The sequence below is a fragment of the Pseudomonas sp. LBUM1644 genome (assembly GCF_059716195.1).
In genome coordinates this window covers 3,171,945-3,194,909 of record NZ_CP166812.1, presented here as the reverse complement: position 1 = coordinate 3,194,909, position 22,965 = coordinate 3,171,945, and the positions used below count along the sequence as shown (strand labels likewise).

At 55.9% G+C, this 22,965-nt stretch carries 24 protein-coding genes; 14 read left to right on the top strand and 10 right to left on the bottom strand.

All coding sequences use genetic code 11. The features are described 5' to 3' along the window. Window positions 1-116: 116 nt before the first annotated feature. Together ACA052_RS14425 and ACA052_RS14420 are read right to left on the bottom strand one after the other, a co-directional pair. Complete coding sequence (locus ACA052_RS14425; RefSeq protein ID WP_497645478.1) at window positions 117-260, bottom strand: hypothetical protein; 144 nt, start codon at window positions 258-260, stop codon at window positions 117-119. A gap of 145 nt (window positions 261-405) precedes the next feature. Next, a complete protein-coding gene (locus ACA052_RS14420; RefSeq protein ID WP_497645477.1) occupies window positions 406-1,674 on the bottom strand; it encodes an MFS transporter in 1,269 nt (422 codons plus the stop codon). A gap of 315 nt (window positions 1,675-1,989) precedes the next feature. Here ACA052_RS14420 and ACA052_RS14415 point away from each other — a divergent pair, with 315 nt between their 5' ends. From ACA052_RS14415 to ACA052_RS14390, 6 genes are all read left to right on the top strand, one after another. Continuing rightward, entirely contained in the window at window positions 1,990-3,321 is a 1,332-nt protein-coding gene (locus ACA052_RS14415) for an epoxide hydrolase family protein (RefSeq protein WP_497650326.1), read from the top strand. A 64-nt stretch (window positions 3,322-3,385) separates the two neighbouring features. Further along, window positions 3,386-4,459, top strand: a complete 1,074-nt coding sequence (locus tag ACA052_RS14410; RefSeq protein ID WP_497645476.1) for an alpha/beta fold hydrolase — start codon at window positions 3,386-3,388, stop codon at window positions 4,457-4,459. A gap of 24 nt (window positions 4,460-4,483) precedes the next feature. Then, a complete protein-coding gene (locus ACA052_RS14405) occupies window positions 4,484-4,993 on the top strand; it encodes a cytochrome P460 family protein (protein ID WP_497645475.1) in 510 nt (169 codons plus the stop codon). A 24-nt stretch (window positions 4,994-5,017) separates the two neighbouring features. Beyond that, window positions 5,018-5,794: an alpha/beta fold hydrolase gene (locus ACA052_RS14400; RefSeq protein WP_497645474.1), complete on the top strand. Its 777-nt coding sequence runs from the start codon at window positions 5,018-5,020 to the stop codon at window positions 5,792-5,794. A gap of 55 nt (window positions 5,795-5,849) precedes the next feature. Next, window positions 5,850-6,173, top strand: coding sequence for an SDR family oxidoreductase (locus tag ACA052_RS14395; RefSeq protein WP_497645473.1), 324 nt, complete (start codon window positions 5,850-5,852; stop codon window positions 6,171-6,173). Window positions 6,174-6,372: 199 nt separating this feature from the next. Beyond that, on the top strand, window positions 6,373-6,699 hold the full coding sequence (locus ACA052_RS14390; RefSeq protein WP_497645472.1) for an antibiotic biosynthesis monooxygenase family protein: 327 nt from the start codon (window positions 6,373-6,375) through the stop codon (window positions 6,697-6,699). On the opposite strand, the gene ACA052_RS14385 is transcribed toward ACA052_RS14390, so the two are convergent. Then, window positions 6,690-7,619: a LysR family transcriptional regulator gene (locus ACA052_RS14385; RefSeq protein ID WP_497645471.1), complete on the bottom strand. Its 930-nt coding sequence runs from the start codon at window positions 7,617-7,619 to the stop codon at window positions 6,690-6,692. The genes ACA052_RS14390 and ACA052_RS14385 overlap by 10 nt on opposite strands. Before the next feature lie 131 nt (window positions 7,620-7,750). Between ACA052_RS14385 and ACA052_RS14380 the strand changes: the two genes are divergently transcribed. From ACA052_RS14380 to ACA052_RS14370, 3 genes are all read left to right on the top strand, one after another. After that, on the top strand, window positions 7,751-9,076 hold the full coding sequence (locus ACA052_RS14380; RefSeq protein WP_497645470.1) for an MFS transporter: 1,326 nt from the start codon (window positions 7,751-7,753) through the stop codon (window positions 9,074-9,076). Between the two features lie 49 nt (window positions 9,077-9,125). Further along, window positions 9,126-9,875 (top strand): creatininase family protein, encoded by a 750-nt coding sequence (locus ACA052_RS14375; RefSeq protein ID WP_497650325.1) that lies wholly within the window; start codon window positions 9,126-9,128, stop codon window positions 9,873-9,875. A gap of 90 nt (window positions 9,876-9,965) precedes the next feature. Then, window positions 9,966-11,384 (top strand): aldehyde dehydrogenase family protein, encoded by a 1,419-nt coding sequence (locus tag ACA052_RS14370; RefSeq protein ID WP_497645469.1) that lies wholly within the window; start codon window positions 9,966-9,968, stop codon window positions 11,382-11,384. Window positions 11,385-11,502: 118 nt separating this feature from the next. Here the strand turns inward: ACA052_RS14370 and ACA052_RS14365 are convergent, their stop codons facing one another. Continuing rightward, window positions 11,503-11,919 (bottom strand): Ohr family peroxiredoxin, encoded by a 417-nt coding sequence (locus ACA052_RS14365; RefSeq protein WP_123419610.1) that lies wholly within the window; start codon window positions 11,917-11,919, stop codon window positions 11,503-11,505. Window positions 11,920-11,961: 42 nt separating this feature from the next. Beyond that, window positions 11,962-12,351: a hypothetical protein gene (locus ACA052_RS14360; RefSeq protein ID WP_497645468.1), complete on the bottom strand. Its 390-nt coding sequence runs from the start codon at window positions 12,349-12,351 to the stop codon at window positions 11,962-11,964. A gap of 822 nt (window positions 12,352-13,173) precedes the next feature. Between ACA052_RS14360 and ACA052_RS14355 the strand changes: the two genes are divergently transcribed. Together ACA052_RS14355 and ACA052_RS14350 are read left to right on the top strand one after the other, a co-directional pair. Continuing rightward, window positions 13,174-13,590, top strand: coding sequence for an organic hydroperoxide resistance protein (locus ACA052_RS14355; protein ID WP_497645467.1), 417 nt, complete (start codon window positions 13,174-13,176; stop codon window positions 13,588-13,590). A 795-nt stretch (window positions 13,591-14,385) separates the two neighbouring features. Further along, on the top strand, window positions 14,386-14,649 hold the full coding sequence (locus ACA052_RS14350) for a DUF2790 domain-containing protein (RefSeq protein ID WP_497645466.1): 264 nt from the start codon (window positions 14,386-14,388) through the stop codon (window positions 14,647-14,649). Window positions 14,650-14,888: 239 nt separating this feature from the next. Here the strand turns inward: ACA052_RS14350 and ACA052_RS14345 are convergent, their stop codons facing one another. Continuing rightward, complete coding sequence (locus ACA052_RS14345) at window positions 14,889-16,115, bottom strand: MFS transporter (protein WP_497645465.1); 1,227 nt, start codon at window positions 16,113-16,115, stop codon at window positions 14,889-14,891. A 139-nt stretch (window positions 16,116-16,254) separates the two neighbouring features. On the opposite strand from ACA052_RS14345, the gene ACA052_RS14340 reads away from it, so the two are divergent. After that, window positions 16,255-16,971, top strand: coding sequence for an AraC family ligand binding domain-containing protein (locus ACA052_RS14340; protein WP_497645464.1), 717 nt, complete (start codon window positions 16,255-16,257; stop codon window positions 16,969-16,971). Further along, window positions 16,905-17,069, top strand: coding sequence for a helix-turn-helix domain-containing protein (locus tag ACA052_RS14335; protein ID WP_497645463.1), 165 nt, complete (start codon window positions 16,905-16,907; stop codon window positions 17,067-17,069). Before ACA052_RS14340 ends, ACA052_RS14335 begins: the two co-directional genes overlap by 67 nt. 52 nt (window positions 17,070-17,121) lie before the next feature. Here ACA052_RS14335 and ACA052_RS14330 read toward each other — a convergent pair whose 3' ends face one another. The 4 genes from ACA052_RS14330 to ACA052_RS14315 all read right to left on the bottom strand — a co-directional run bounded on the left by ACA052_RS14330 (window position 17,122) and on the right by ACA052_RS14315 (window position 21,554). Then, on the bottom strand, window positions 17,122-18,462 hold the full coding sequence (locus ACA052_RS14330) for an ATP-binding protein (protein WP_497645462.1): 1,341 nt from the start codon (window positions 18,460-18,462) through the stop codon (window positions 17,122-17,124). Next, window positions 18,459-19,199: a response regulator gene (locus ACA052_RS14325; protein WP_403025194.1), complete on the bottom strand. Its 741-nt coding sequence runs from the start codon at window positions 19,197-19,199 to the stop codon at window positions 18,459-18,461. The genes ACA052_RS14330 and ACA052_RS14325 overlap by 4 nt, the downstream gene beginning before the upstream one ends. A gap of 341 nt (window positions 19,200-19,540) precedes the next feature. Next, window positions 19,541-20,974 (bottom strand): catalase, encoded by a 1,434-nt coding sequence (locus ACA052_RS14320; RefSeq protein WP_497645461.1) that lies wholly within the window; start codon window positions 20,972-20,974, stop codon window positions 19,541-19,543. Window positions 20,975-21,137: 163 nt separating this feature from the next. After that, window positions 21,138-21,554: an Ohr family peroxiredoxin gene (locus ACA052_RS14315; RefSeq protein WP_033046113.1), complete on the bottom strand. Its 417-nt coding sequence runs from the start codon at window positions 21,552-21,554 to the stop codon at window positions 21,138-21,140. A gap of 488 nt (window positions 21,555-22,042) precedes the next feature. On the opposite strand from ACA052_RS14315, the gene ACA052_RS14310 reads away from it, so the two are divergent. After that, window positions 22,043-22,930 carry a LysR family transcriptional regulator gene (locus ACA052_RS14310; protein ID WP_497645460.1) on the top strand — a complete coding sequence of 296 codons (888 nt, stop codon included), beginning with the start codon at window positions 22,043-22,045 and terminating at the stop codon, window positions 22,928-22,930. Window positions 22,931-22,965: the final 35 nt, after the last annotated feature.

Below are 22,965 nucleotides of genomic sequence, written 5' to 3'. Positions count from 1 at the left end.
CTTTGGTGTCGCTTTTGCCGAATATCCGCGCCATTGCACTGCGACGCAACGCACGGCCTCTCCTGCAGACGATCGGAAAGGGCTGTTGTAAGCGACTGTATCTCCGGCAGTCCCGGTTACATCAGCATGCAAACATTGCCGTTTTCGACATTCCATGGATACACGTCCCGGGCAGCATTGCCCCAGGTTTCATCGTCGCTCGACGATTGAATGAACTCGACGTGACGCACCCGTTCCCGCTTTGGTTCGAATCCATCCATCCATCCATCCTCAGACAGATCATGGTTTGCCGAGGTCGCACGGGTAGGGGACATGCTTCATTGGCGAGACAGCAAACGCCGTCTCATCTATCTGACAACGCGGGAGATATCGTCATGAACTGGTAAAGCTCAGCCATCCTCACAATCAGCTGCATGCTTTGGTGCCTCTGCAGCTACACCAGACCAAAAGGGCCGCCACTATCTGGCTACCCGCAAAAAACATGAACAGGTCTTGCGCGGTCCACCGGGCGTCAAGGAGCACCCCGGCGACGACAGGCGAGATAATCGCGCCCAGCCGCCCGGTTGCCAGCACCACGCCGACTCCAGTCGTGCGGATGGCAGTGTCAAATGCCTGGGGCGCCAGGGTGAAGAGCGCCGCGATGGCGCCATTGAGCAACAGGCCAGTGGTGACGCAAGCGGGAACGCTCAGACCCGATACACCGGCGGCAGGCACCATCAGGGTCATCAACACGGTATTGAGCAACAGGAAGCCCAGCAGCAATTGCCGGCTGCCGAAACGATTGGCTGCCAGCCCCATCAGCAGCGCCCCTGACATGCCGCCGACACAGAGCAACACGCCACTGACTGCGCCTTCTTTTTCAGAAAAGCCGTTAAGGGTCACGAGTGTCGGCGTCCAGCTCATCACAAAGTAAAAGCAGGCCATGAGCAGCAACAGTGCCAGCGCCAGCGACGTGGTGTGCTGCCACTGCCCAGCAGTGAACAATGCTCGATACTTCGATTGTGGCGTCGATGGTGCTGCGGCCGGATGGATCGACCCTGAATGATGACGCTGCTGATCGAGTGCCAGAAAGGGTGCCGACTCGCGCACGAAAAATGCGCCCGCCACGGCAGCCGCAAGCGTAATCAGACCACCAACGAGAAACACATAGCGCCAGCCCTCGCTTGTATTGAGTGCATGGGCCAGCACGCCGCCCAGGCTTGCGCCCAATGCAAAGGCCATCGATTGCAAGGCGATGGCCAAGTTGCGCCGATGCTCACTGGCACTTTCGTAAGTCAGCACATTCGCGGCCACGAGAACCGCTCCGGTGCCGATGCCTGTCAGTAAGCGCAAGACCATCAGCAGATATGGGTTCGGGCTCCAGAAGGACAGCAGCATGCTCAAGCCACTCAGCGAAAGCCCCGCCAGTAATAGCGGCCGACGTCCGTAATGATCCGCCCGGGGTCCGGCAAGCAAAGAACCGACTGCCATGCCGACCAGGCTCGCACTCAGCAGCATGCCGAGTTGTGCGCCGCTCAATCCCCACTCTGCCGATACGCTGCTTCCGGTAAATGCCATGGCCATGACATCCATGCCGTCGATCACGTTGAAGAGCATGCACAGGCCGATGACCCGCCACTGGGAAGAGGCCATTGCACTGTCATCCGCTTCCTTGAGCATTGTTTCCCCGCGCATCCGTGTTCCTCGAGCCGTGTTGTTGTTCGAAGGGGCTTCAATGCTGGCTATCCGCAGCGGTGCCGTCGAGCTTTTTTTCCGGGCAATTCGTGCCGACTGCAGAGGGCCGCGCTCATTCCGACTGCCAGGCACCTCATACCTAAGTATCGACCGACACCATCGTGTAATCGCCCGCCAGGCATCCGGATGATTTGATCCGTTTATGTCAGCTGCACAGTCGCAGGTGACATGGCTCAGACCAGTGCCCAGGACCGTGAAGGCTACCCCGTCCCCACGGGTATTGGGTACCCACCTAAAAGGAGATTCATCATGCGTATGGTTTTGTCCGCTTTTACATGGCGCCATCACGTCAGGGCCGGCGTGTTCGGTTTCGCGGCGCTGGCGGCCAGCTGTGTCGCATGGGCGGCCAGCACGGCTGCCGACGTTGTATCGGATCAGTCGCAAGCCATTCGTCCGTACCGGATTCATGTCGATGAAGCGCAATTGGTTGACCTGCGCAAACGCATCGCGGACACCCGCTGGCCCGACAAGGAAACGGTCAACGACGTATCTCAGGGTGTGCAGTTGGCTCAGGTCAAGGAGTTGGTGAAGTACTGGGGCAACGGTTATGACTGGCGCAAGGCCGAGGCGAAACTCAACGCATTGCCGGAGTTCGTGACCACCATTGATGGTGTCGACATCCAGTTTATCCATGTCCGCTCGCGCAACCCCAATGCCATGCCGCTGATCCTTACCCATGGCTGGCCAGGTTCGCAGTTCGAATTCCTCAATACCATCGGCCCGCTGACCGACCCGACGGCTTACGGTGGGCGTGCGGAGGATTCTTTCGATGTCGTGATTCCATCGATTCCCGGCCATGGTTTTTCCGGCAAGCCGACCGAACTTGGGTGGGGGCCTGATCGGGTAGCGAAGGCTTGGGATGTGCTGATGAATCGCCTAGGATACACCCATTACGTGTCGCAGGGTGGCGACCACGGTTCGGTTATCTCTGATGCATTGGGTCGCCTGGGCCCACCCGGTTTACTGGGCATTCACTTGAACATGCCGGCCACCGTGCCGCCGGAACTGGTCAAGCCGATCAACAGCGGCGATCCAGCGCCCGCCGGACTGACCGATCCGGAGCGTAACGCTTACAACTCGCTCAGCACCTTTTTCGGGCGCAATGCCGCCTATGGCGCAATGATGGTGACCCGGCCCCAGACCATCGGCTACCTGCTGGCCGACTCGCCCGCCGGCACAGCGGCCTGGATGTACGAAAAGTTTGCCGCATGGACGGACAGTGACGGTCATCCCGAACGCGTGCTCAGTCGCGATGAAATGCTTGATGACATCAGTCTTTATTGGCTGACCGACAGTGGTGCGTCGTCCTCCCGTTTCTACTGGGAGAACAACAACAATAACTTCAGCGCAGCAGCGCAGAAGACCGCCGACATCAAGGTGCCCGTCGCTATCACCGTGTTCCCGCACGAAATCTACCGCGCACCAAAAGTGTGGTCGCAGCGTGCCTACCCATCGCTGTCCTACTTCAACGAGGTCAGCAAGGGCGGCCACTTCGCGGCGTGGGAACAACCTCAATTGTTCAGCGAAGAATTGCGCGCGGCATTCCGTCCACTGCGCACGGCTGCGCAAAAAACCGCTACCCGTTAAACCGTTTGACACCCAACCCGACAACCCGGATCCGCCAACCTGCCGTTCCCAAGGGAGACTCACCATGAAGAAGCCTGCGTTGAACCACCGAGCCGTATCACCGCATCGGAGCCTGCTCGCTCGATCCATTCTGGCGATCGCATTGCTGCAAGCGGGTGTCCTGAGCGTTGCCTCATCGCCGATCTACGCCGCTGATGTGCCAGCCGGAAAAATCGACGTGATTACGCCGGGTAGCAACGTTTCCTTCGGGCCGTTGAAACACGTCAAGGCCGGATTGCTGGATGTCGCCTATGCCGAAGTCGGCCCGGCTGACGGTCCTGTGGTGATCCTGTTACACGGCTGGCCATACGATATTCACAGCTTCACCGACGTCGCGCCGGCATTGGCGCAGAAGGGTTATCGCGTACTGATTCCCTATGCGCGCGGTTATGGCGATACGCGTTTTCTTTCCGCCACGACAATCCGCAATGGTCAGCCCGCCGCGTTGGCGAGCGACCTGATCGCCTTCATGGATGCATTGCAGATCAAACAAGCCGTCCTCGGTGGCTATGACTGGGGCGCACGCACGGCTGACATTGTCGCGGCCCTCTGGCCTGAACGGGTCAAAGCACTGGTCGCGGTGAGCGGTTACCTGATCGGCAGCCAGGACGCCGGAAAGGCACCGTTGCCGCCCGCCGCCGAATTGCAGTGGTGGTATCAGTTCTACTTCGCGACAGAGCGCGGCCGTCTGGGCTACGAGAAAAACACCCACGACTTCGCCAAATTGATCTGGAAGCTGGCCTCGCCACAGTGGAATTTCGACGACGCCACTTACGACCGCAGCGCCGCCGCTTTGCAGAATCCGGATCACGTTGCTGTGTCCATCTTCAACTATCGCTGGCGCCTGGGGCTGGTCAAGGGCGAGGCCAAATACGACGCGCTGGAGAAGAAGCTCGCGGCCTCTCCATCCATCAGTGTTCCAACCATCACCATGGAGGGTGACGCCAACGGCGCACCGCATCCACCTGCCGAGGCGTACGCCAAGCGTTTCACTGGCAAGTATGAGTACCGATTGATCAACGGTGGTGTCGGCCACAACTTGCCGCAAGAAGCGCCGCAAGCCTTCGCCCAGGCCGTGATCGATGCCGATCACCTTTGAGAACCGGCTGAAAGGATGGCAACGATGAAGCTCAAATATCTGGCAGTGATGTCGGCTGCCATTGCAACCGCAGCAGTGACCGCCACCGGTGTCGCCCTGGGCGACGCCGGTAATGGCGACGCGTCACCGATCTATGGCGTGAAGCTGCCTGAGAACTATCGCTTGTGGCCGATGATTGCCCCGGCGCAGGAAGCGGCACCTTTGGACGAGCTGCGAGCCGTGTTGGGCAATGATCTGGCCATCAAGGCTTATCAGGATTCAACGCTGCCATTCCCTGACGGCACGGTGCTGGTAAAGCTTGCCTGGAAACATGTTCAGTCCCCGGAATTCGAGCCGGCGTCCATCCCGGGTGCGGCCACGACCGTGCAGGTCATGGTCAAGGACTCGAAAAAATATGCAGCAACCGGAGGGTGGGGATTCGGTCGATTTATCAACGGTAAACCGGCCGATGAAGCCCAGCACCAAACCTGCTTCGCCTGTCATCAGGCACGAGTGAGCAACCACGATTTTGTGTTCACACGATTCGCTCCATAAATCCCCTTGAACCCGGAGTTTGCAATGAAAAAAATATTGGCCGCATTGTCCGTCGCCGTCAGTCTGAGCATGGGCGCCCACGCCTGGGCGCAAACTGAAAAGCCCACGATCGTGCTCGTCCATGGCGCCTTTGCCGATGCGTCGAGTTGGAATGGGGTGGTGAAGATTCTCGAGAAAGATGGTTACCCGGTGGTTGCCGCCGCCAACCCATTGCGCGGCGTAAAGAGTGATGGCGCGGCAATCTCGGCATTGCTGACGAGCATTCATTCGCCGGTCGTCTTGGTCGGCCATTCCTATGGCGGCAACGTTATCAGTGATGCGGCCAACGATCATGCCAACGTCAAAGCGCTGGTTTACGTCAGTGCGTTTGCACCTGAGGCCGGAGAAACCGTCGCCGGGCTGGCTGGCAAATTCCCGGGCAGCACACTGGGCCCAACACTGGCTGCGCCTGTACCGCTGGCCGATGGTGGCAAGGACTTGTACATCCAGCAGGACAAATTCCACGACCAGTTCGCCGCTGACGTCCCTGCAGCAGAGGCGGCATTGATGGCCGCGACCCAGCGCCCGTTGACGGAAGCGGCACTCAACGAGCCGTCCGGCACACCCGCCTGGAAGCACATTCCGTCCTGGTACATCTATGGCGACAAGGACAAGAACATCCCGCCGCAAGCCATGGACTTCATGGCCAGGCGTGCCGCGGCCAAAGCCGTGGAGGTCGTCAAGGGTGCGTCCCATGTCGTGATGGTTTCGAACCCGGGACCGGTTGCCCGCCTGATCGAAAAAGCCGCCACGGCGAATTAATGCCCATCGGCGTGTGGACGCGCGTTTCTAATGAACCTCAGTGGAAGGTAAGAAAATGAACAGCAACTCACAACGTTTTATCGGCAGGATTGCCTTGATCACCGGTGGCTCGCGCGGCATCGGCGCTGCAATTGTGCGTCGACTGGCCCTGGATTTCGCCGCGCGCGGCATCACCGTCAACAACATTCAACCCGGTCCGACGGCGACCGACATGAACCCGGCCGATGCGCCTTATCTGGATCATTTGATCAAACTGGTGCCGCTGGGCCGGCTCGGCACCGCTGACGAGATCGCTGGAATGGCCGCGTACCTTGCCAATGACGATGCTTCGTTTGTCACTGGCGCGAGCCTGACGGTCGACGGCGGATATCTGGCCTGAACCCGGCGGTCTTTCGGTATTGCCCTGGTCAGGCGTTGGACACCTGTAGCTATTGCCGTGCAACGTGTTGAGCATTGGCGTGATGCCGGGCATCAGGAGCAATACCGCGAACAATAGCTCCCCGAGTGCCTCGATCAGGTAACCGATGAACAGTGTGAATACGGCAGTAATTCCCGTCGGTCATGCAGGAGGGTTGAGAATGTTAATTTCAGCAATTAATACCGTCGAAGTCGATGCCGCACCCGGGCGAGTGGGTGAAGTCTGCTCGATACTCCCTCACATTGTTCGCGCGCTCCTTAGCAACTCAGGGTGTATGGGATACGCGATTACCGATAATCGTCGGGCAAAAAACTCCTGGATCGTCAGCGGTTACTGGGAATCGGAAAGTCTGATGCGTGCACATTTTGATCATCCGGAACTGGCTGGGTTTATGGATATGTTGAGGGCTGGCATGGCAAGCCGGATTAAATTCAATACCTTTATTATCAATCCCGCTGAAGATCAACGTCGCGTTCCTCATGGGTGATCAGGATTGCCGGAAGCGAACATCGGCAAGCGCTGCAGCATCCAGTTCAGCAGTTCTTGAGCGGGTGCCGCCAGCGGGCGTCCGGATTTCACCAACAGTTTCGCCTCGACCCCCTGGAACAGCGGATGGTCGACGGCTACGGCCGCGAGACTGCCTTTCGCGATTTCCCGATAGGCCGCCACCTCGCCCAGCAGCGAGGCAAACTCGCCGGATGCAACAAGGCGCTTGAGGGCGGCCAATGAGTTGCTGACCAGCGCCGGACGGATTTCTATCTTCTCGGCGTACTCGAGCATTTTCAGCGCATGACCGATACCGAAAGTGGTTGGAGTCAGCACTAGTTGGCAGTGGAGCAAATCGGCGACGGTTGCCATTGCCCCTTTCAAGGCCAATGGATGGTCCGAGCGAACCAGCAGCATCACCGGTTGCCGGGACGTCGCTCGATAGTCGATGTGAGGGTGGGGAGGAGGGTTGTAGGCCAGGCCGATATGCGCGCGATTTTCCGCGATCTCGTTGAGGACGTCGTCAACGGGCAGGATGTCCAGCCTGATATCGAGCTTGGGATACTGTTTGCAGAACGGCGCGAGTACGTGGTCGACCAATGTATCGACGTAGCCCTCGCTTATGACGACCCGTACGTGTCCCAATTGTAGGCCTTTGATCGCCTGGAGCTGGTCTTCAAGCTTTTCCTGGTGCGATCGATAGCCCCGCCAGAACTCCAGCAGGTGCGCGGCAGCCTCGGTGGGCTGAACGCCACGGGCCTGGCGTTCAAACAGCCGGGTGCCCAGTTCCTCTTCCAGCAGTTTGATCTGACGCGTGATCACTGACGGGGAAGTGTTGATGCTGTCCGCCGCGCCCCGGATCGATCCGTGGGTCAGCACCTCATGAAAATACCGCAAGCGTTGCTGATTGATTTCGCGCATGAGTTGTCCTTCAGGATCCTGCGTTGCTCACAGGACAACAGTATACGAACATAGTTGCTCTTGCTGCTGTTTACGCCGTCGGCGCAACATCTTCCACACGTCAGACCAAACAAGAAAAACTGGAGACTCGCATGTCGACCATCGTGACGCCCGCAGACAGTGCCGCCCTCGCAACGTTGTACCGCAAACTCAATTGGCGCCTGTTGCCACTCCTGTTCGTTTGCTACGTCTTCGCCTATCTGGATCGCATCAACGTCGGCTTTGCCAAACTGCAGATGCAAAACGACCTGGGGCTGTCCGACGCCGCTTATGGTGTCGGCGCAGGTGTGTTTTTTCTGGGGTATGTGCTGTTCGAGCTACCCAGCAACCTGATGCTGCCTCGAGTGGGGGCGCGAAAAACCTTCAGTCGCATTCTGGTGTTATGGGGCATCACATCGGCCTGCATGCTATTCGTGCGCGACGTGCCGATGTTCTACGCCATGCGGTTTCTGCTCGGTGTTTTTGAAGCCGGTTTCGCACCGGGGATGATCTATTACCTGTCGTGCTGGTACGGCCCCAAACGAATGGCTCGGGCCATTGCGATCGTGTTCATCGCAGGTCCGGCAGGCGGAATTATTGGCGGTCCGCTTTCGGCGTGGCTGATTTCCACGTTTGAGGGTGTGGGTGGCCTCGCAGGTTGGCAATGGATGTTCCTGATTGAAGGGTTTCCCTGCGTCTTGCTCGGTGTGTTTGCTTATTTTTACCTTTGCAACCATCCCGCCGAAGCTCGCTGGCTGAGCGTCGAGGAAAAGCAAATGCTGCAGCGTGAGCTGGGGGCGTCCCTGGGAGGGGCACACTCGTTCAGAGCGGTGTTGCGCGATCGCAGGATCTATTTACTGGCGTGCGCCTATTTCTGCATCATTTTTTCGATCTACGCCATGAGTTTCTGGCTCCCGGCGATCCTTAAAGCGCAAGGCATCCACGACATGATGCAGCTGGGTTGGTACGCCGCGATTCCCTATGTGGCAGCGGCAGCCGGCATGTACTGGATCGGGCGCCGCTCCGACCGTTTCAACGAGCGCCGCTTCCACTGCGCGGTCCCGGCAGGCGTCGGGGCACTACTGATACTTTTGTATCCTGTTGCCGATGGGAACCTGATGTTATCAATGGTTCTGCTGACGCTGGCGATCGCCATGATGTTCATGGCCTACACGGTCTTGTGGGCAATGCCCTCTGAACTCATCAAGGGCGAAGCGGCAGCGGGCGGCATCGCTCTGATCAATACCATCGGTCTGTGCGGCGGCTTCTGGGGCCCGGCCGTGATCGGTTGGGCAAAGACATCAACAGCAAGCATGAACCCTGGCATCGTCGCTGTCGGCTGCGTGTTTCTGTGCGCCGCGTTCGTGATCATCGCGAGCAAACCGCTGGCGCATCGCGACCGGGTCTTGGATGCACCGCAGATTGATCGGGCGCTTTGAACTTCACACCCATCCTGTTCCGCAAGGAACTTCCAAAGAGAGAACGCAGATGCTTTTACATCTATCGACCTGGGCCGAAATCGCAAAATTTCTCGAGCGTAGCCGTACCATCGTCATCCCGATCGGTTCCAACGAGCAGCACGGGCCTACCGGGCTGCTGGGGACGGACTGGATGTGCCCCGAAATCATCGCCCATCAGGCGCAGGAGGCAGCGGATATCCTGATTGCCCCGACCTTCAATATCGGCATGGCGCAGCATCATCTTGGTTTCCCTGGAACGATCACGCTCAGGCCTTCGACGTTCATCGCCGCCATCGGTGACTGGACTCGCTCGCTGGCTGCCCACGGCTTTGAAAAAATCTTTTTCCTCAATGGCCATGGCGGCAACATCGCGTCGATCGAAGCAGCGTTTTCGGAGCTTTACGCCGAAGCGAGTTTCGCACGTCGCCCGGCGGGTTTTGCCTTGAAGCTGTGCAACTGGTGGGATCTGGAGGGTATCAATGACCTGGCGAAGGACCAGTTCCCGACAGGACATGGCATTCACGCAACGCCTTCGGAAATTGCCGTGACCCAATGGGCCTATCCACACGCCATCAAATCGGCTGACTACTCACCACAGATCGCCAATTGGGGGCCCATTCGAGAGGCTGCCGATTTCCGCGCCCGTCATCCGGATGGCCGCATGGGATCGGATCCCGCGCAAGCGTCACCGGAAAAAGGCCGTCAACTGGTGATGAAGGCAGCACAAGGCCTGGTGCAGGAGGTGCAAGCCTTCAGCCGTGAGCCGATGCTGGGTTGAAAAGGGATTATTAATGGACCTGGTCAACGCCTGGGCATACCGGGTGTTGGTGCTCATCGCTGTAAAGCGCAATCGATTAGGTACGCCACAATGTGGAAGATCAATCATAGTTACATTGATGGAGCATTCGTTCCCGTTCAGGGAAATGAAACGGTGCAATGCATCAACCCCGCGACCGAGGCAGTCATCGGTACAGTCACCTTGGCTGATCGTGAAGATGCCAGGCGCGCCATCGCGGCGGCTTCGCGTGCTCAAGTCGCGATGGGCCGCACCTCCAAGGCCGAGCGTATCGAGATGCTTGAGCAGTTGCAGGTTGCCGTGCTGGCGAGCACGGATGAAATTCGCGATACCGCCATCGAGGAGTACGGTGCGCCGTTCGCCCGAGCGCAATGGGTCAGTCGCTACGCTTCGCAGTCATTTGCCAATGCGGCGCAGGTGTTGAAAAACTACGACTTGATTCGTTCGGTCGGCGACGCGACCGTGGTGATGGAGCCGGTCGGCGTAGCGGCGCTGATTGCGCCCTGGAACAGCACCGCCGGGACGATATGCAGCAAACTGGCATCGGCCATTGCGGCCGGCTGTGCCTCGGTCATCAAACCGAGCGAGTTGAGTCCCTTGCAAACCGATGTGCTCGCCCAGGCGTTGCATCGCGCAGATTTGCCAAAAGGGGTTTTCAATATTCTATTGGGGCGAGGCGGTGATGTCGGTGACGAAATCAGCACCAGCCCACACGTCGCGAAAGTTTCATTCACGGGGTCCACCGCCACCGGGAAACTCATTGCTCGCGCCGGTATAGAAACCATGAAGCGAGTGAGCTTGTCGCTCACGGGGAAGTCGGCCTCCATCGTCCTTGATGACGCCGATCTAGACGCTGCCATTCCTCTTGCACTGAATGCTGCCTTCATGAATAACGGTCAGGCGTGTGTCGCCGGCACGCGCCTGTTGGTGCCGCGCAAGCACGCCGAGGACATCATCGACCGTGTAAAAAGTCTGGTCGGAGCGATGGTCGTCGGCAATCCGCAGGATCCTGCCACCGTTATCGGGCCGCTGGTCAGTCAGGCGCAATTCGACCGCGTACAAGGTTTCATCCGCCGCGGGCAGGCACAAGGCGCGACGCTGATTACCGGCGGGGAGGGCAGGCCGGTCGGCCTGGATAAGGGCTATTTCGTAAGGCCCACGGTCTTTGCCGACGTCAGCAGTGACATGGACATTGCTCAAGAGGAGATTTTCGGCCCGGTGCTGTCGATCATTGCATATGACTCGCAGGAACAGGCGATCGATATTGCCAACGCCAGTGTCTACGGCTTGCAGGCCTATGTATTTTCCCGACAACCGGAACGTGCCCGAAGCCTGGCGGCCCGGCTGCAGGCCGGCTCGGTGTTAATCAACAGAATCGCGCCAGAGCTGCTTGCGCCGTTCGGCGGGGTCAAACAGTCCGGTGTCGGCCGGGAGTTCGGCGTCTTTGGGCTGGAATCGTTTCTTGAGGCCAAAAGTATTGTGTCGGATTAGCCTGGGTTTGGCGGGATATTGTGTTCGCCTCTGGTGTTTCGAATAGCCAATGATTGAGAGGCAGAAGCAGGCAGTTTGCTTCTGCTTCTGCTGAAGGTGTTGAGCATAGAGCGGAAAATCAGGCGAGTGTGATGCTCACAGGGATGTTGGCGCGTGTGGCTTTTGAGTAGGGGCAGTTCTGGTTTGCTGCTTCAATAAGTTGCAAAGCGGTGTCCGACTCGATGTCAGGCAACGATACGACCAGTCGGGCCTGCAGAGTAAAACCCTGTTCGCCATGGATCAGGTCGACTTGGGCATCGACACCGGCCATCACTGGAAAGGCGATCCTGCGAGCATTGCAGGCATGGCGCAGAGAACCGAGAAAGCAGGCTGACCAGCAGACTGCGAACAATTGCTCCGGGTTGGTGCCTATTCCGGGCGCGCCGGGTGGAGAAAGCTTGAGGTCAAGTCGTCCATCATGGCTGCGGCCGGTGCCCTCTCGACCTCCTGTTGTGTAGGTATGACCGGTGTAGAGGGTTTTTTCGATATTGATCATGAGTATTTCCTGGCGTTGATAACGCGGCGTCGAAAGATCGAATCACGTGACTTGCATGGCTTGCTGGCAGTTGCGCACCGCCACACCTGCAAGATCGTCGAAAACGGCTTCTGAGCCCGAGTTGCCCAGTAGAGTTGATCGTGCGATATCGAGAACCCACGCCCGGAACGGTAGGTTCGGGTCATAACCTGGCTGTCCAAGGTAGAGCGCCTTCAAAGCTTCCTGAACCAGGCCCGCTGTGGCTCCACGCTTGATCCGCCCGGCCTGCACTTGGCCTTCATAGAAGGCGATAAGTAAGGGTGTCACTGCCGCAAAGAGTTGTTGTGACTCACGCCTGTCACGCCTGACGACACCCGCCATTAAGGTGTGCAATTCGTCGTTCCCAAGCCGCTCAGCTTTGCTAAGGCAACTCACGCGATAACCTTCGGCCATGATCGGATTCCTCTACGTCATCTGTTCAACTGATCAAGCAACCGGAGAATAGGAGGTTGCCAAAGTTTGAGTGCTGCAGCTCGAGCATGACGTCACAGGATGAGACTTACCAGTTATGCGGTGTTAGCGCTTAATAGTAGACGCGTTGGGTGGCCATAGTTGTGAGGGTGGGGGACAACAACATCGTATCTGCTATGTCCACTCATCATCCGAACGAACTCTTCACAAAAGCGTCAACGCTTTTTCCGCTTATAGATAATCGGACACGATTTAGACAATGCGACGTTAGGAGTGCGCACCTTTTTGTATGTAGACGTCATGAGGCTGAACGGCAAAAAAGTCAGATGCAGCAGCAACATATTGCCGCCTTAATTAACGATTTGTATCGGCGCCTGCGCTGTTCTTGGAAAAAACGAGGTGGAAGTATTTGATACTGAGGTTTAACGAAACTTGCGTCCGCATGGCGCATTTTTTGCTCTTTTCGAAATGCAATATTAATATAATTTTTCTATATAAGGAGCTCCTCATGATAATCGGAAGCCGCGACCTCACCGTGGCGTTCGTTTGCGCATGCCAATCCTGGTGGTAAGGACGATGGTGTCTCAACGTATTTTTATGTGGACACCATCGCCCTTGTGGCAGGGGTCGAGAAAGTGGCCTCGCCGGATGCTTACAATACTTTGGCGTCGCATGGCGCGATTACGGACGCAACAAGCAGGCTGGGGGGGCGATACCATCGTGCAATCGATAGGTTGCCAAGAGTCTGCTCTGATTCACAAACGCATCTGGCATGCGTCTTCCCATAAAATAAGGAGCTTCAATATGACATCCAAGAGAATCCTCTATACCGCTAAAGTACACACCACAGGTGCTCGCGATGGGGGCACATCACGAAGCGACGACGGCCAGTTGGATATTAGCCATTCGCTACCGGGTATCATAGGCAATGGTACAAACCCCGAACAACTCTTCGCGGCTGGATGGTCGGCATGCTTTGATGGAGCGTTGGGGCTCGCGGCGCGCAAGTTTAAAGTCGAGCTTCCGGCCGACGTCGCCATTGATGCCGAAGTCGATCTTTGCCTGGAGGGTGATGCCTATTTTCTGCGTGCTCGTCTCAACGTTAGCCTGCCGGGTGTTGAGCGTGATATAGCTCGGCGCCTGATCGATACCGCGCATCAGACTTGTCCTTATTCGAAAGCTGTTCGCGGAAATATAGACGTCGTCCTCAATCTCGTCTAAGAGCAGGCCTGACGAAATCCAAAGTATGCGCATGACTGCCTATGGTCTAGCGATTTTGATTGCTGCTGATATCTGCGGCCTTCAGGTAGTTGTGTGTTTGTCACTAAATTTTTGAGCCAAGGGGGACTGTTAGGGGTCAGTAATTCGCATGTTTTATTACATGCTGCGTAACATTTAGCCGGCGTAGCCTTCGGTCATGCACTTTGCGTATCCGTGATGCTCTGTCAGAGCGATAAAGCTAGCAATCACATAGTTCTGTGTGGATAAACTGAAATCGTAATTCAGGAATTTTTAGTTGGATTTGCAAATGAGCTATGTCGCGGTATCGAGTCGCGTAGGACGATTAGGACTCTGATTATTTACCGCAGACGAATGCAGGGATTGTAGTTCAACAACCGTTTGGTCACTCGCAGTCTCGTGTAAACAATGGCTTAGACAAATTTATACAGCTCTCTCATGCCTTGGCGACCGTTGACCATGTACGACGCGCCTTTAGGAGCAAAGTGTTTATTCGGGACGAGATCGTTCAGGCGCTAAAGGTGTGTCGAGCGTCACCGCGTCTTGCCAAAAATTTCGCTCCCAAAAGGAGCGATGTTTCAGTGTGATCGCTCTAGGCGAAATTCCTATGCCGACACACTTGTATGTCTATGTATCTGAGGCCCTCCCGATACGAACTGTTTAATGTGCGGAAGTTGGTGACACATACGGGATACCTTAGCGGCGTTAAATGGGTCACCACCGGAGCAGCACAAGCTGTCTTGCAGGACCACTCATTCAATAACTGGAGATATCGTCATGAACTGGAAGAACCTCAGCATCGCTTCACTGTTTGCCATCGTTAGCCTCGGCGCCGTCGCAGCAAATGCCCAAGAGAATGTGACTCCGCACGCCTACATGTACGGCGACCACTTGGACATTGCCAAAGTCATTTCGGTCAGCGAAACACCTTCATCCGGTTGTGGTGTCGTTAACGCGCGACTGGCTTATATAGACTCGGCTGGTAAGCCTGAGGTGCTAGATTATCTAACCGTCGGTCAAGGGTGCGGCCAGGACAACTGATGTACATGTCGCCCGCAGATATTGCTTTTAGGAGAGCCGCTGAGACATTCGGACTCTTTTCAGGCTCGTCTGCGGCCACGCCAGACCCATAGAGCAATCGCATTGCCGACCCCCCGCAGCCTGACAAGGAGACCGTCAATGAGATTTCCCAAAGTGCGCAGCTGGCACAGTATCAAGAGCGGGTTGCGTAGGCTGATGGGTTGATACTCTGTATGCGTCGGCATTAAACCGTTGCGATGTCAGGTCGCCGGCACCCGTAATCGCGTTTCGGATGCCGGCTTCAGAATCGGCGTCAGGCACAGCATAAAGAGAAGTACCGCAAACAGCATGTCATAAGCAAGGTGGTAGCCTCCGCTATAGTCACGCAGCGCGCCGAAACAGACGGGGCCCAACGCTGCAATCAGGTAGCCTATGAAAAGCATGAATACGGTCCAAGCCCCGGCTTCTGCAGGCGTTTTGGAATTGTCCAGTGGCAACGTCATCCCAACTGTGAAGGACATGCCTAGACCGGTTGCCATAAGCAATACGTAAAGAATGGGCGAAGTATCTGGAGCAAACGCCATGCCCGCCGTACCAATGAGTGCAAGTACGGTGGTGATTCCCAAAAGACCACGACGGTCATGGGCCCTTCCAGGGATCAGGCCAGCACCGACACTTGCGATTGCAAACACCGCTGTAAATAGCCCAAGCAACACTCCGGCGGGCAGGGTGGTTAGAGCGGCTTCGGTAGATGCGGGTGCTAACCAGGCGAAGAGGGCATAGACCACGAATTGACTTGAGCCGAAATACAACGCTATGAGCCACGCTTGAGGATTGCTCCACGGCATCCCGGTCACGGCCGACCGGTTATCAACGGTGTTGACCTTCGGTGCGGAAGTTGCGAACCGTCGGGCCATCCACAACCAGCTTATTACAGCTGTGACGCACAGTAAGCTCCAGATCCCGGCACCCACCCGCCAGCTTTGAGCGAACTCAGTAATGGGCGCAGTGAATAACGCAGAAAGAGTTGCTCCTACGCTAAGGCCGGCGGCATAGATACCCATGAAGAATGCTGGCCGATGTGGAAAGTGAGCTTTTATCCAACCGCCGATGAGAGCACCAGCAATTGCGATTCCGATACTGACCAGAAATGTACTGAGCAATAGAAAAACGGCATCCGGAGATATTGCCCGCACCAAGCAGGCTGCGCCAAGCAAAACCAGCGCTGCAATTACGCAACGGTCGGTACCAAAGCGCCGACTTAAATTGGGTGCGACTAAGGCGAAGATGCCCATGCATACATCGGGAATGGAAGTCAGCAACGCCGCTTGGGTAAAAGTCAAACCATATTGGTTTTGAATAAGCAGCAAGATGGGGCCAATAGAAACAATCGCCGGACGTAATGCAATGGAAAGAACCAATAAACCGATGACTGCAGGCACGCTATGTTTATCGGATGCATTTGGAGAAGTGTTGATGGGGGCCATTTTCTACGTACCCTTATTTTCGGAAATTTGATTAAGGGCGATCGTAGCAATATCAAAGAATCGGCAAGTGCCAGCTTATGTCTTCAAAGTGACAATGTCAGAGGCTTCGGCATTGCAACCCAATTGGTGAGTGTGATTGATGAAGCAAAAGGGACGGATTGTCAGCAAAGCCGAAGAATTGAACGGACGCAGTGAGGATTACCTAGACTATCAGGACGTACCGCGGCTGATGACGGCATTGGCTCGTAACCAAATGGCCGGGGAATACAATCCCCCGCATACACATCGCCATGGCCAGTTGTTGTATGCCATCAGCGGTGTCATGCGTGTTGCGACCCGCGGTGGCATGTGGTTCCTCCCGCCTAAACGGGCTCTGTGGATACCCGCCGGAGAAGAACATGACCAATTGATGCTCAGCCCGGTCAAGATGCGTTCCATCTACATAGAAGCCGACGTCGCCGCAAGTTATGGAGACAGCTGCCGAGTCGTGGACGTTTCTCTGCTATTGCGCGAACTGATACTGGTGCTGGCCAGTGAACCCATCGAATATTCACTCGAGGGTCGCAATAGTCACGTCGTAGCTCTGATTCTTAGTGAACTGGAGTCTGCACAAACATTGCCGCTTCAGATACCGTGGCCGGTAGACCGCCGGCTGTTGGTGGTGTGCACCGCTATTCTCGACACTCCAGGGCAAGCTCGAAACGTAGACTATTGGGCGGACAAAGTGGGTGCCAGTTCGCGCACGTTGATCCGCCTTTTTCTCAAAGAAACCGGCCTGACCTACCGCCATTGGGTGCAACAGGTGCGATTGGCCTGCGCCTTGAACCGGCTCGAGAGGGGGAGTCAATCGGGTTGATTGCCCGGGATTTGGGCTATGTTAGTGCAAGTGCGTTTAGCGCAATGTTTCGCCGTGCGATGGGAGAGTCCCCGCGGGCGTTTCTTTTTCGCGAATAAAATAGTTAATGCAGCCAAAGGGCTAGCGCAGCAGCAGATGATTAGCACCGCCTTATCCGACGGTGCCATTCATCCTCGAAGAGTCAGACAAGCTGTAGGGTAGGGTCAGCTGAGCGCAAAGCCCGCCACCTTCTCGGTTGTACAGTATTAAAGAACCTTGAAGTTTTAACATTAGTTGTTGCGAAATTGCCAAACCCAGCCCTGTACCACCCGTGTCACGGTTGCGCGAGCTTTCCACGCGATAGAACGGTTTAATCACTTCTGGCAATTGGTCCTCGGGAATTCCTGGACCACGATCCAGGATCTGGATCAACAAGCTCTTGTCCGTTTGGGGCTCTACGTTGATTTGGACCTCTGTGCCAAATTTCAGAGCATTGTCCACAAGATTCACCAGCACTCGCCGCAGTGCATGTGGTCGTGTATCGATAACGGTGCCGATTTCCGAGTTCAGAACCACACTTGTTCCAGTATCCAGATAGTCGAATACCAGGCTGTCGAGGAACGAATGCAGATCGAGCCGGCGGCTGGTTTCAGTTGAACCATCCATGCTGCGCGCGTATGCAACCCCTTCCTGGACCAGATGCTGCATCTCGCTCAGGTCCTTACAGAGCTTGTCCTTCTCTACGGAGTCTTCCATAAACTCGGCGCGCAGCTTCATGCGCGTGATGGGAGTCTGCAAATCGTGAGAAATGGCAGCCAGTAGTTGCATGCGCTCTTTTATATGAGTCGCGATGCGTTCCTGCAAGGTATTAAAGGCAACCGCTGCGTAGGCCACTTCTATAGGGCCTGCCTCATCAAGACGAGTTCCTCCCCCGTTCGGATCAAGAGTATCGACTGCCTTTGATAGACGAGTCAGGGGGCGTATTGCAGTTCGTACCGCAAACCAGGTACAGCCGAATAGTAGCAACAGTTGCACGATTAACAGCAACGGTAGCCATGGCGATAGCGGGGATATTTTAGGCCGAGCATCAATCGTCAGCGGGCTTCCGTCGCTCAGGCGTAGGTGCGCTTGATAATGCGGACGCAGGTCAGAAATATCAGTAAAGCTAAGGTCGTGATCTTGCCCCAGTGTCGCTTCCATGGAGCGAACAGACGCCGGGGCGGAGGCCATGTTCATCGGCGTACCAGGTTGGCCCTCGTCCAGTTGATAGCGATAGTTGGGATGCTCAAAGCGCGGTAGCCAGTCTTGACGTTCAGCAGCGGGCAGGCGCTCAAGCATTGCCACAGTGGTCGTCAAGTCTTGCTCCAGATTGCCCAGCATCAGTGTCATCGCGCTTTGGTATCGCTCATAAAACTGCAGCCCAAAAGACAGTCCATGAGCTGCTACAAGGCTGACGAGAAAGATCAACGACAGTCGCGAGGCCAACGTTCTTGGCCAACGCAGCGGCGTCATGACTGCTCTCCTAGAATTTCCACCGGATAGGTGAAAACATACCCTTCGCTGCGCACGGTCTTGACGTAGGCTGGGTCGCGGGCGTCGTCCAGTAAGCGTTGACGCAGACGGCTTACCAACAAATCGATGGAGCGATCGAAGAGATCTGCGTCGCGCCCCTGGGTCAGATTGAGCAATTGATCGCGGCTCAGGACGCGTTGGGGGTGATCGACAAATACCCTCAGCAAACGGTATTCCGCGCCGCTTAAGGTGACGATAGTCCCCTCGCCATCGAGCAAATGACGCGCCGTGGTATCTAACCGCCACTTACCAAACGCAAGCAGGCGACTAGCCTCGCTGACAATCAAATTGGGTGGCAGCATGCGCGTGCGACGCAGTACGGCGTTGATACGTGCAAGCAGCTCACGGGCTGCGAAGGGTTTAACCAAGTAATCATCAGCTCCCATTTCCAGGCCGATGATGCGGTCGGTTTCTTCGTTGCGTGCGGTCAGCATCAGGACCGGTGTGCTTTTATGTTTGCCTGAACGAAGCTCTCGACATAAGAGCAGTCCATCGTCCCCCGGCATCATGATATCCATCACGATGAGGTCCACGGTGGAAGACTCAAGAAAGGAGCGCATCTGTCGGCCGTCCGCCACGACTGTGGTTCGCAAACCGTTCTTTTTTAGGTAGTTACCTACGAGCTCTCGAATCTCGCGATCGTCGTCGACTATCAGAATGTGATCAACGTGTTCCATCTGACTCACCATAAATCCTCAGCATTTCGCCATGTCCCCTAACGAGCGACGTTTTTAGCGATTGGGTGCGCGGCCGTCTATTACATCAAGGTGTAAGTGCTGAAGCCCAGTAACGCGGTCACCTGAAAGAACTGGAACGCGTTTGAATCAGCGGGGCCATCCTACGCCACGAGGTTCTGACCTTCATGCCGCCTCGCGTGACCTGGAACGGCTTCTGATGGCTGAGCCTTTGGGAGGACTGTTTTTGAATCGCTTTGAAATCATTTTCAATGTTGGGTTAGCGGGAGGGGCAAGAGCAAATGGCGCGAGTAACCTTTTTGCTCTTGCTGATAGCGTCTCGATCAAGCTAGTTGTTCAATTGCCTGGGCGACGCCTGATCCGTATTCCGGATCAGCTTGTGTGCAGTGATTGATGTGGCGCTGCTTCGCCTGTGTACTAGCTCCGTGGATCGATCGCGCAGTGTTATCGAACAGCGCCTGTCTCTGAGTCGTGTCCATCAGCCGGAATAGGGCGCCAGGTTGGGTGAAATAATCTTCGTCTTCCCTGTGGTTCCAGTGCCAGGCACTGCCCTGCAGTGATAGAGGCGGCTCACGGAAGTCGGGTTGCTCCACCCATTGTTCATGGCTGTTGGGCTCATATCCGATGGCGCTTCCGGCATTTGCGTCGGTACGCATTTGCCCGTCCCGGTGATAGTTGTTGACTGGGCATCGAGGGGCATTTACCGGAATCTGATGATGATTTACGCCCACGCGATAGCGTTGCGCATCGCCATAGGAAAACAATCGAGCCTGAAGCATTTTGTCTGGTGAGAAGCTGATGCCCGGCACGACGTTGGCAGGGTTGAAGGCGGCTTGTTCGACGTCGACAAAGTAGTTGTCCGGGTTGCGGTTGAGCTCAAGGACACCGACTTCGATCAGGGGATGATCTTTATGCGGCCAGACCTTGGTCAAATCGAAAGGATTGATCGGATAAGACCCAGCTTCCGCTTCTGGCATTATTTGAACGTAGAGTTTCCATTGGGGAAAGCGACCTTCCTCAATGCTGGTGTACAAATCCCGTTGCGCGCTTTCGCGATCATCGCCGACCAGTTCGCAGGCTTGCTGATCAGTCAGGTTTTTGATGCCTTGTTGGGTTTTCCAGGTGAACTTCACCCAAAAACGTTCGTTCGCCGGACTAATGAAACTGAACGTATGGCTGCCGAATCCGTGCATGTGTCGATAGGAGTGCGGTAGTCCGCGGTCGCTCATAACGATCGTGACCTGATGCAAAGCCTCGGGCAGTAGTGTCCAGAAATCCCAGTTGTTTCTGGCACTACGCATATTTGTACGTGGATCACGTTTGACTGCGTGATTGAGGTCTGGAAACTTCAACGGATCCCGCAGAAAAAACACAGGTGTGTTGTTGCCCACCAGATCCCAGTTGCCTTGGCCGGTATAAAATTTGATGGCAAACCCGCGAATGTCACGCTCGGCGTCGGCGGCTCCACGTTCGCCAGCCACGGTAGAAAATCGGACGAAAACATCCGTGGTCTTACCAATGCTCGAAAATAAGTCTGCTTTTGTGTAGCGGGTGATGTCGTGAGTAACCGTGAAAGTGCCGAATGCGCCTGAGCCCTTTGCGTGCATCCGGCGTTCAGGAATAACTTCACGGTCAAAGTGCGCCAACTTCTCTAGCAGCCAAACGTCCTGCAATAACACGGGTCCTCTAGGACCAGCCGTTTGAGAGTTGTTGTTATCGCCCACCGGCGCGCCGGCTGCTGTCGTCAATTTTTTCATTATCGGACCCTTGCTTTTATGGTTGTTGAAAAAGCCTGCATAAGATGTGCTGGTCAGGGAAAACGCGCGGCACCAGACATGACGGCCGCCATGGCCCATAATTCCGCGCTTCTGACGTTCTTTGGCGTGTATCTGAAGTGGGGGAAAATGATTAGCACTGAGCTCAGAGGAGACTGAGCTGAACCTCGACATTGCCGCGGACGGCTTTGGAGTAAGGGCATGTCTGGTGGGCGGTGTAGATCAGTTTGTGCGCTACCTCGCGATCCAGTCCCGGCAAGCTGACGGTCAACCGAGCGCATAGAAAGTACGCCTCTCCACTGAGACAAAGATCGACCTCGGCATCGATAGAGACGTCAACCGGTAGTGACACCTTCTGCTTCAGTGCCGCCAGGCCCAGCGCCGCGTCGAAACAGGCAGACCAACTAGCTGCAAAAAGCTGTTCCGAGTTCGTCCCGCTGCTATCGAAACCCGGTAGCGAGTGCCTGATGTTCAAGCAGCCGTCATCACTGCGAGAGTAACCCCCGTCGCGAAAACCTTTTGTGTGAACCCTGACGGTATACAACGCTCTTCCGGCCCCCATCTCTGTCTCCTGATCTTCGAACGCATGGGCATTTTTCCAGTGTCCCTGTCACTTAGGTCTGGATCAAAGTCAGGAGTAATCAGAACAGAGCATTCAAAGCGGGACGATTACACGATGGTATCGGGCTTGGTTTCGGATACACGCTCCATGCGATACCAAGGTGCGATAGGGGTACTACTAGGGGAGGGCAACCCGTTGGAAAGCGATAGGAGTAACAGGCTCGGTACGGTAACAAGCGACGTAACGTATATCTGCTGCGGGTATGCGATGTACTGCACGCTATCATTACGTCGATTAAAGGCCGCTGTGGCCCTTTTGTGGCTGTCCCTACCTCCCTAGCAAGTCAATGCCGGGCCTTGCAACGCGCAGTTGATTAACGAGCGTCTGCGCCGGAGGTGAATCCATGGCGCGGCAATTGTTATCGTGGTGGGACTACAAGGCGCAGCTTCAATGTCCGTGTGTGTCCAACATTAAAGGGTGTCCTAGTTATGAGCGATGAGCTGGATCGAAAAATAAGAAATTTCCTCTGCATTTCCATGCATGGGTCGATATCGGCCGCTTCTGAACAGCTGGATATTTCTCAACCAAGTCTGAGCCGACAGCTCGCTAGTTTGGAAAGCTATCTCGGAAACCCACTTTTCAGGCGAACGGGTCGAGGGCTAATTTTAACCGATGCTGGAAAGCATTTGGCGTCTATGGCGAGCCCTGCGTTCATGGCAATTGATGCGGCCATCGTTCAAATCAGAGATCAATTCGGCATCACGCAAGGCAGTCTGCGCTTGGCAACGGTGCATACGCTTACCTACTATTTTCTTGGAGATCTGGTCTCTCGATTCGTGCACCAAAACCAGGACGTAAATGTCTCGTTCATGGCCCGCAGTTCGACCGAGGTCGTAAAGCTCGTGGAGTCAGGCAGAGCGGATCTGGGTTTCGTATACGACAGCGAAGTGGCGTCAAAGGAGTTGCTGTCGGGCGGTCTTTTTACCGAATCAATGGCAATCATAATCAAGGCCGAACTGGAACCAGCGCCGCTGAGCATCGACATGGGGGAGCAGCCATTAAGGCTTGTGGTGTTTCCGAGTGGATATGCGCTACGAAGAATGCTGGACACATGTGGAGTGCCTTATGTCGTGGCTGCAGAGGTTGAAACCGTTGACGCAATGCTCGAACTGGTCGCTTCAGGTGTGGGAGCCTGCGTCCTTCCCGCACACATTCCAAATAGGGTGCTGGAGCAGTACAGCCTCACTCGTGTGACCGACGTAAAACCGTTGCTAAAACGCAAGGTAGTCGCCATCTACCGCTCCGACTCACCCTCGACAGCCATTACCAGATCGATACTGGGATTTGCCATGGATGCGGCGAAGTCGCTCAAGTGAATACCTGATATAGCCCTAGCCTCATCGCCATCGAT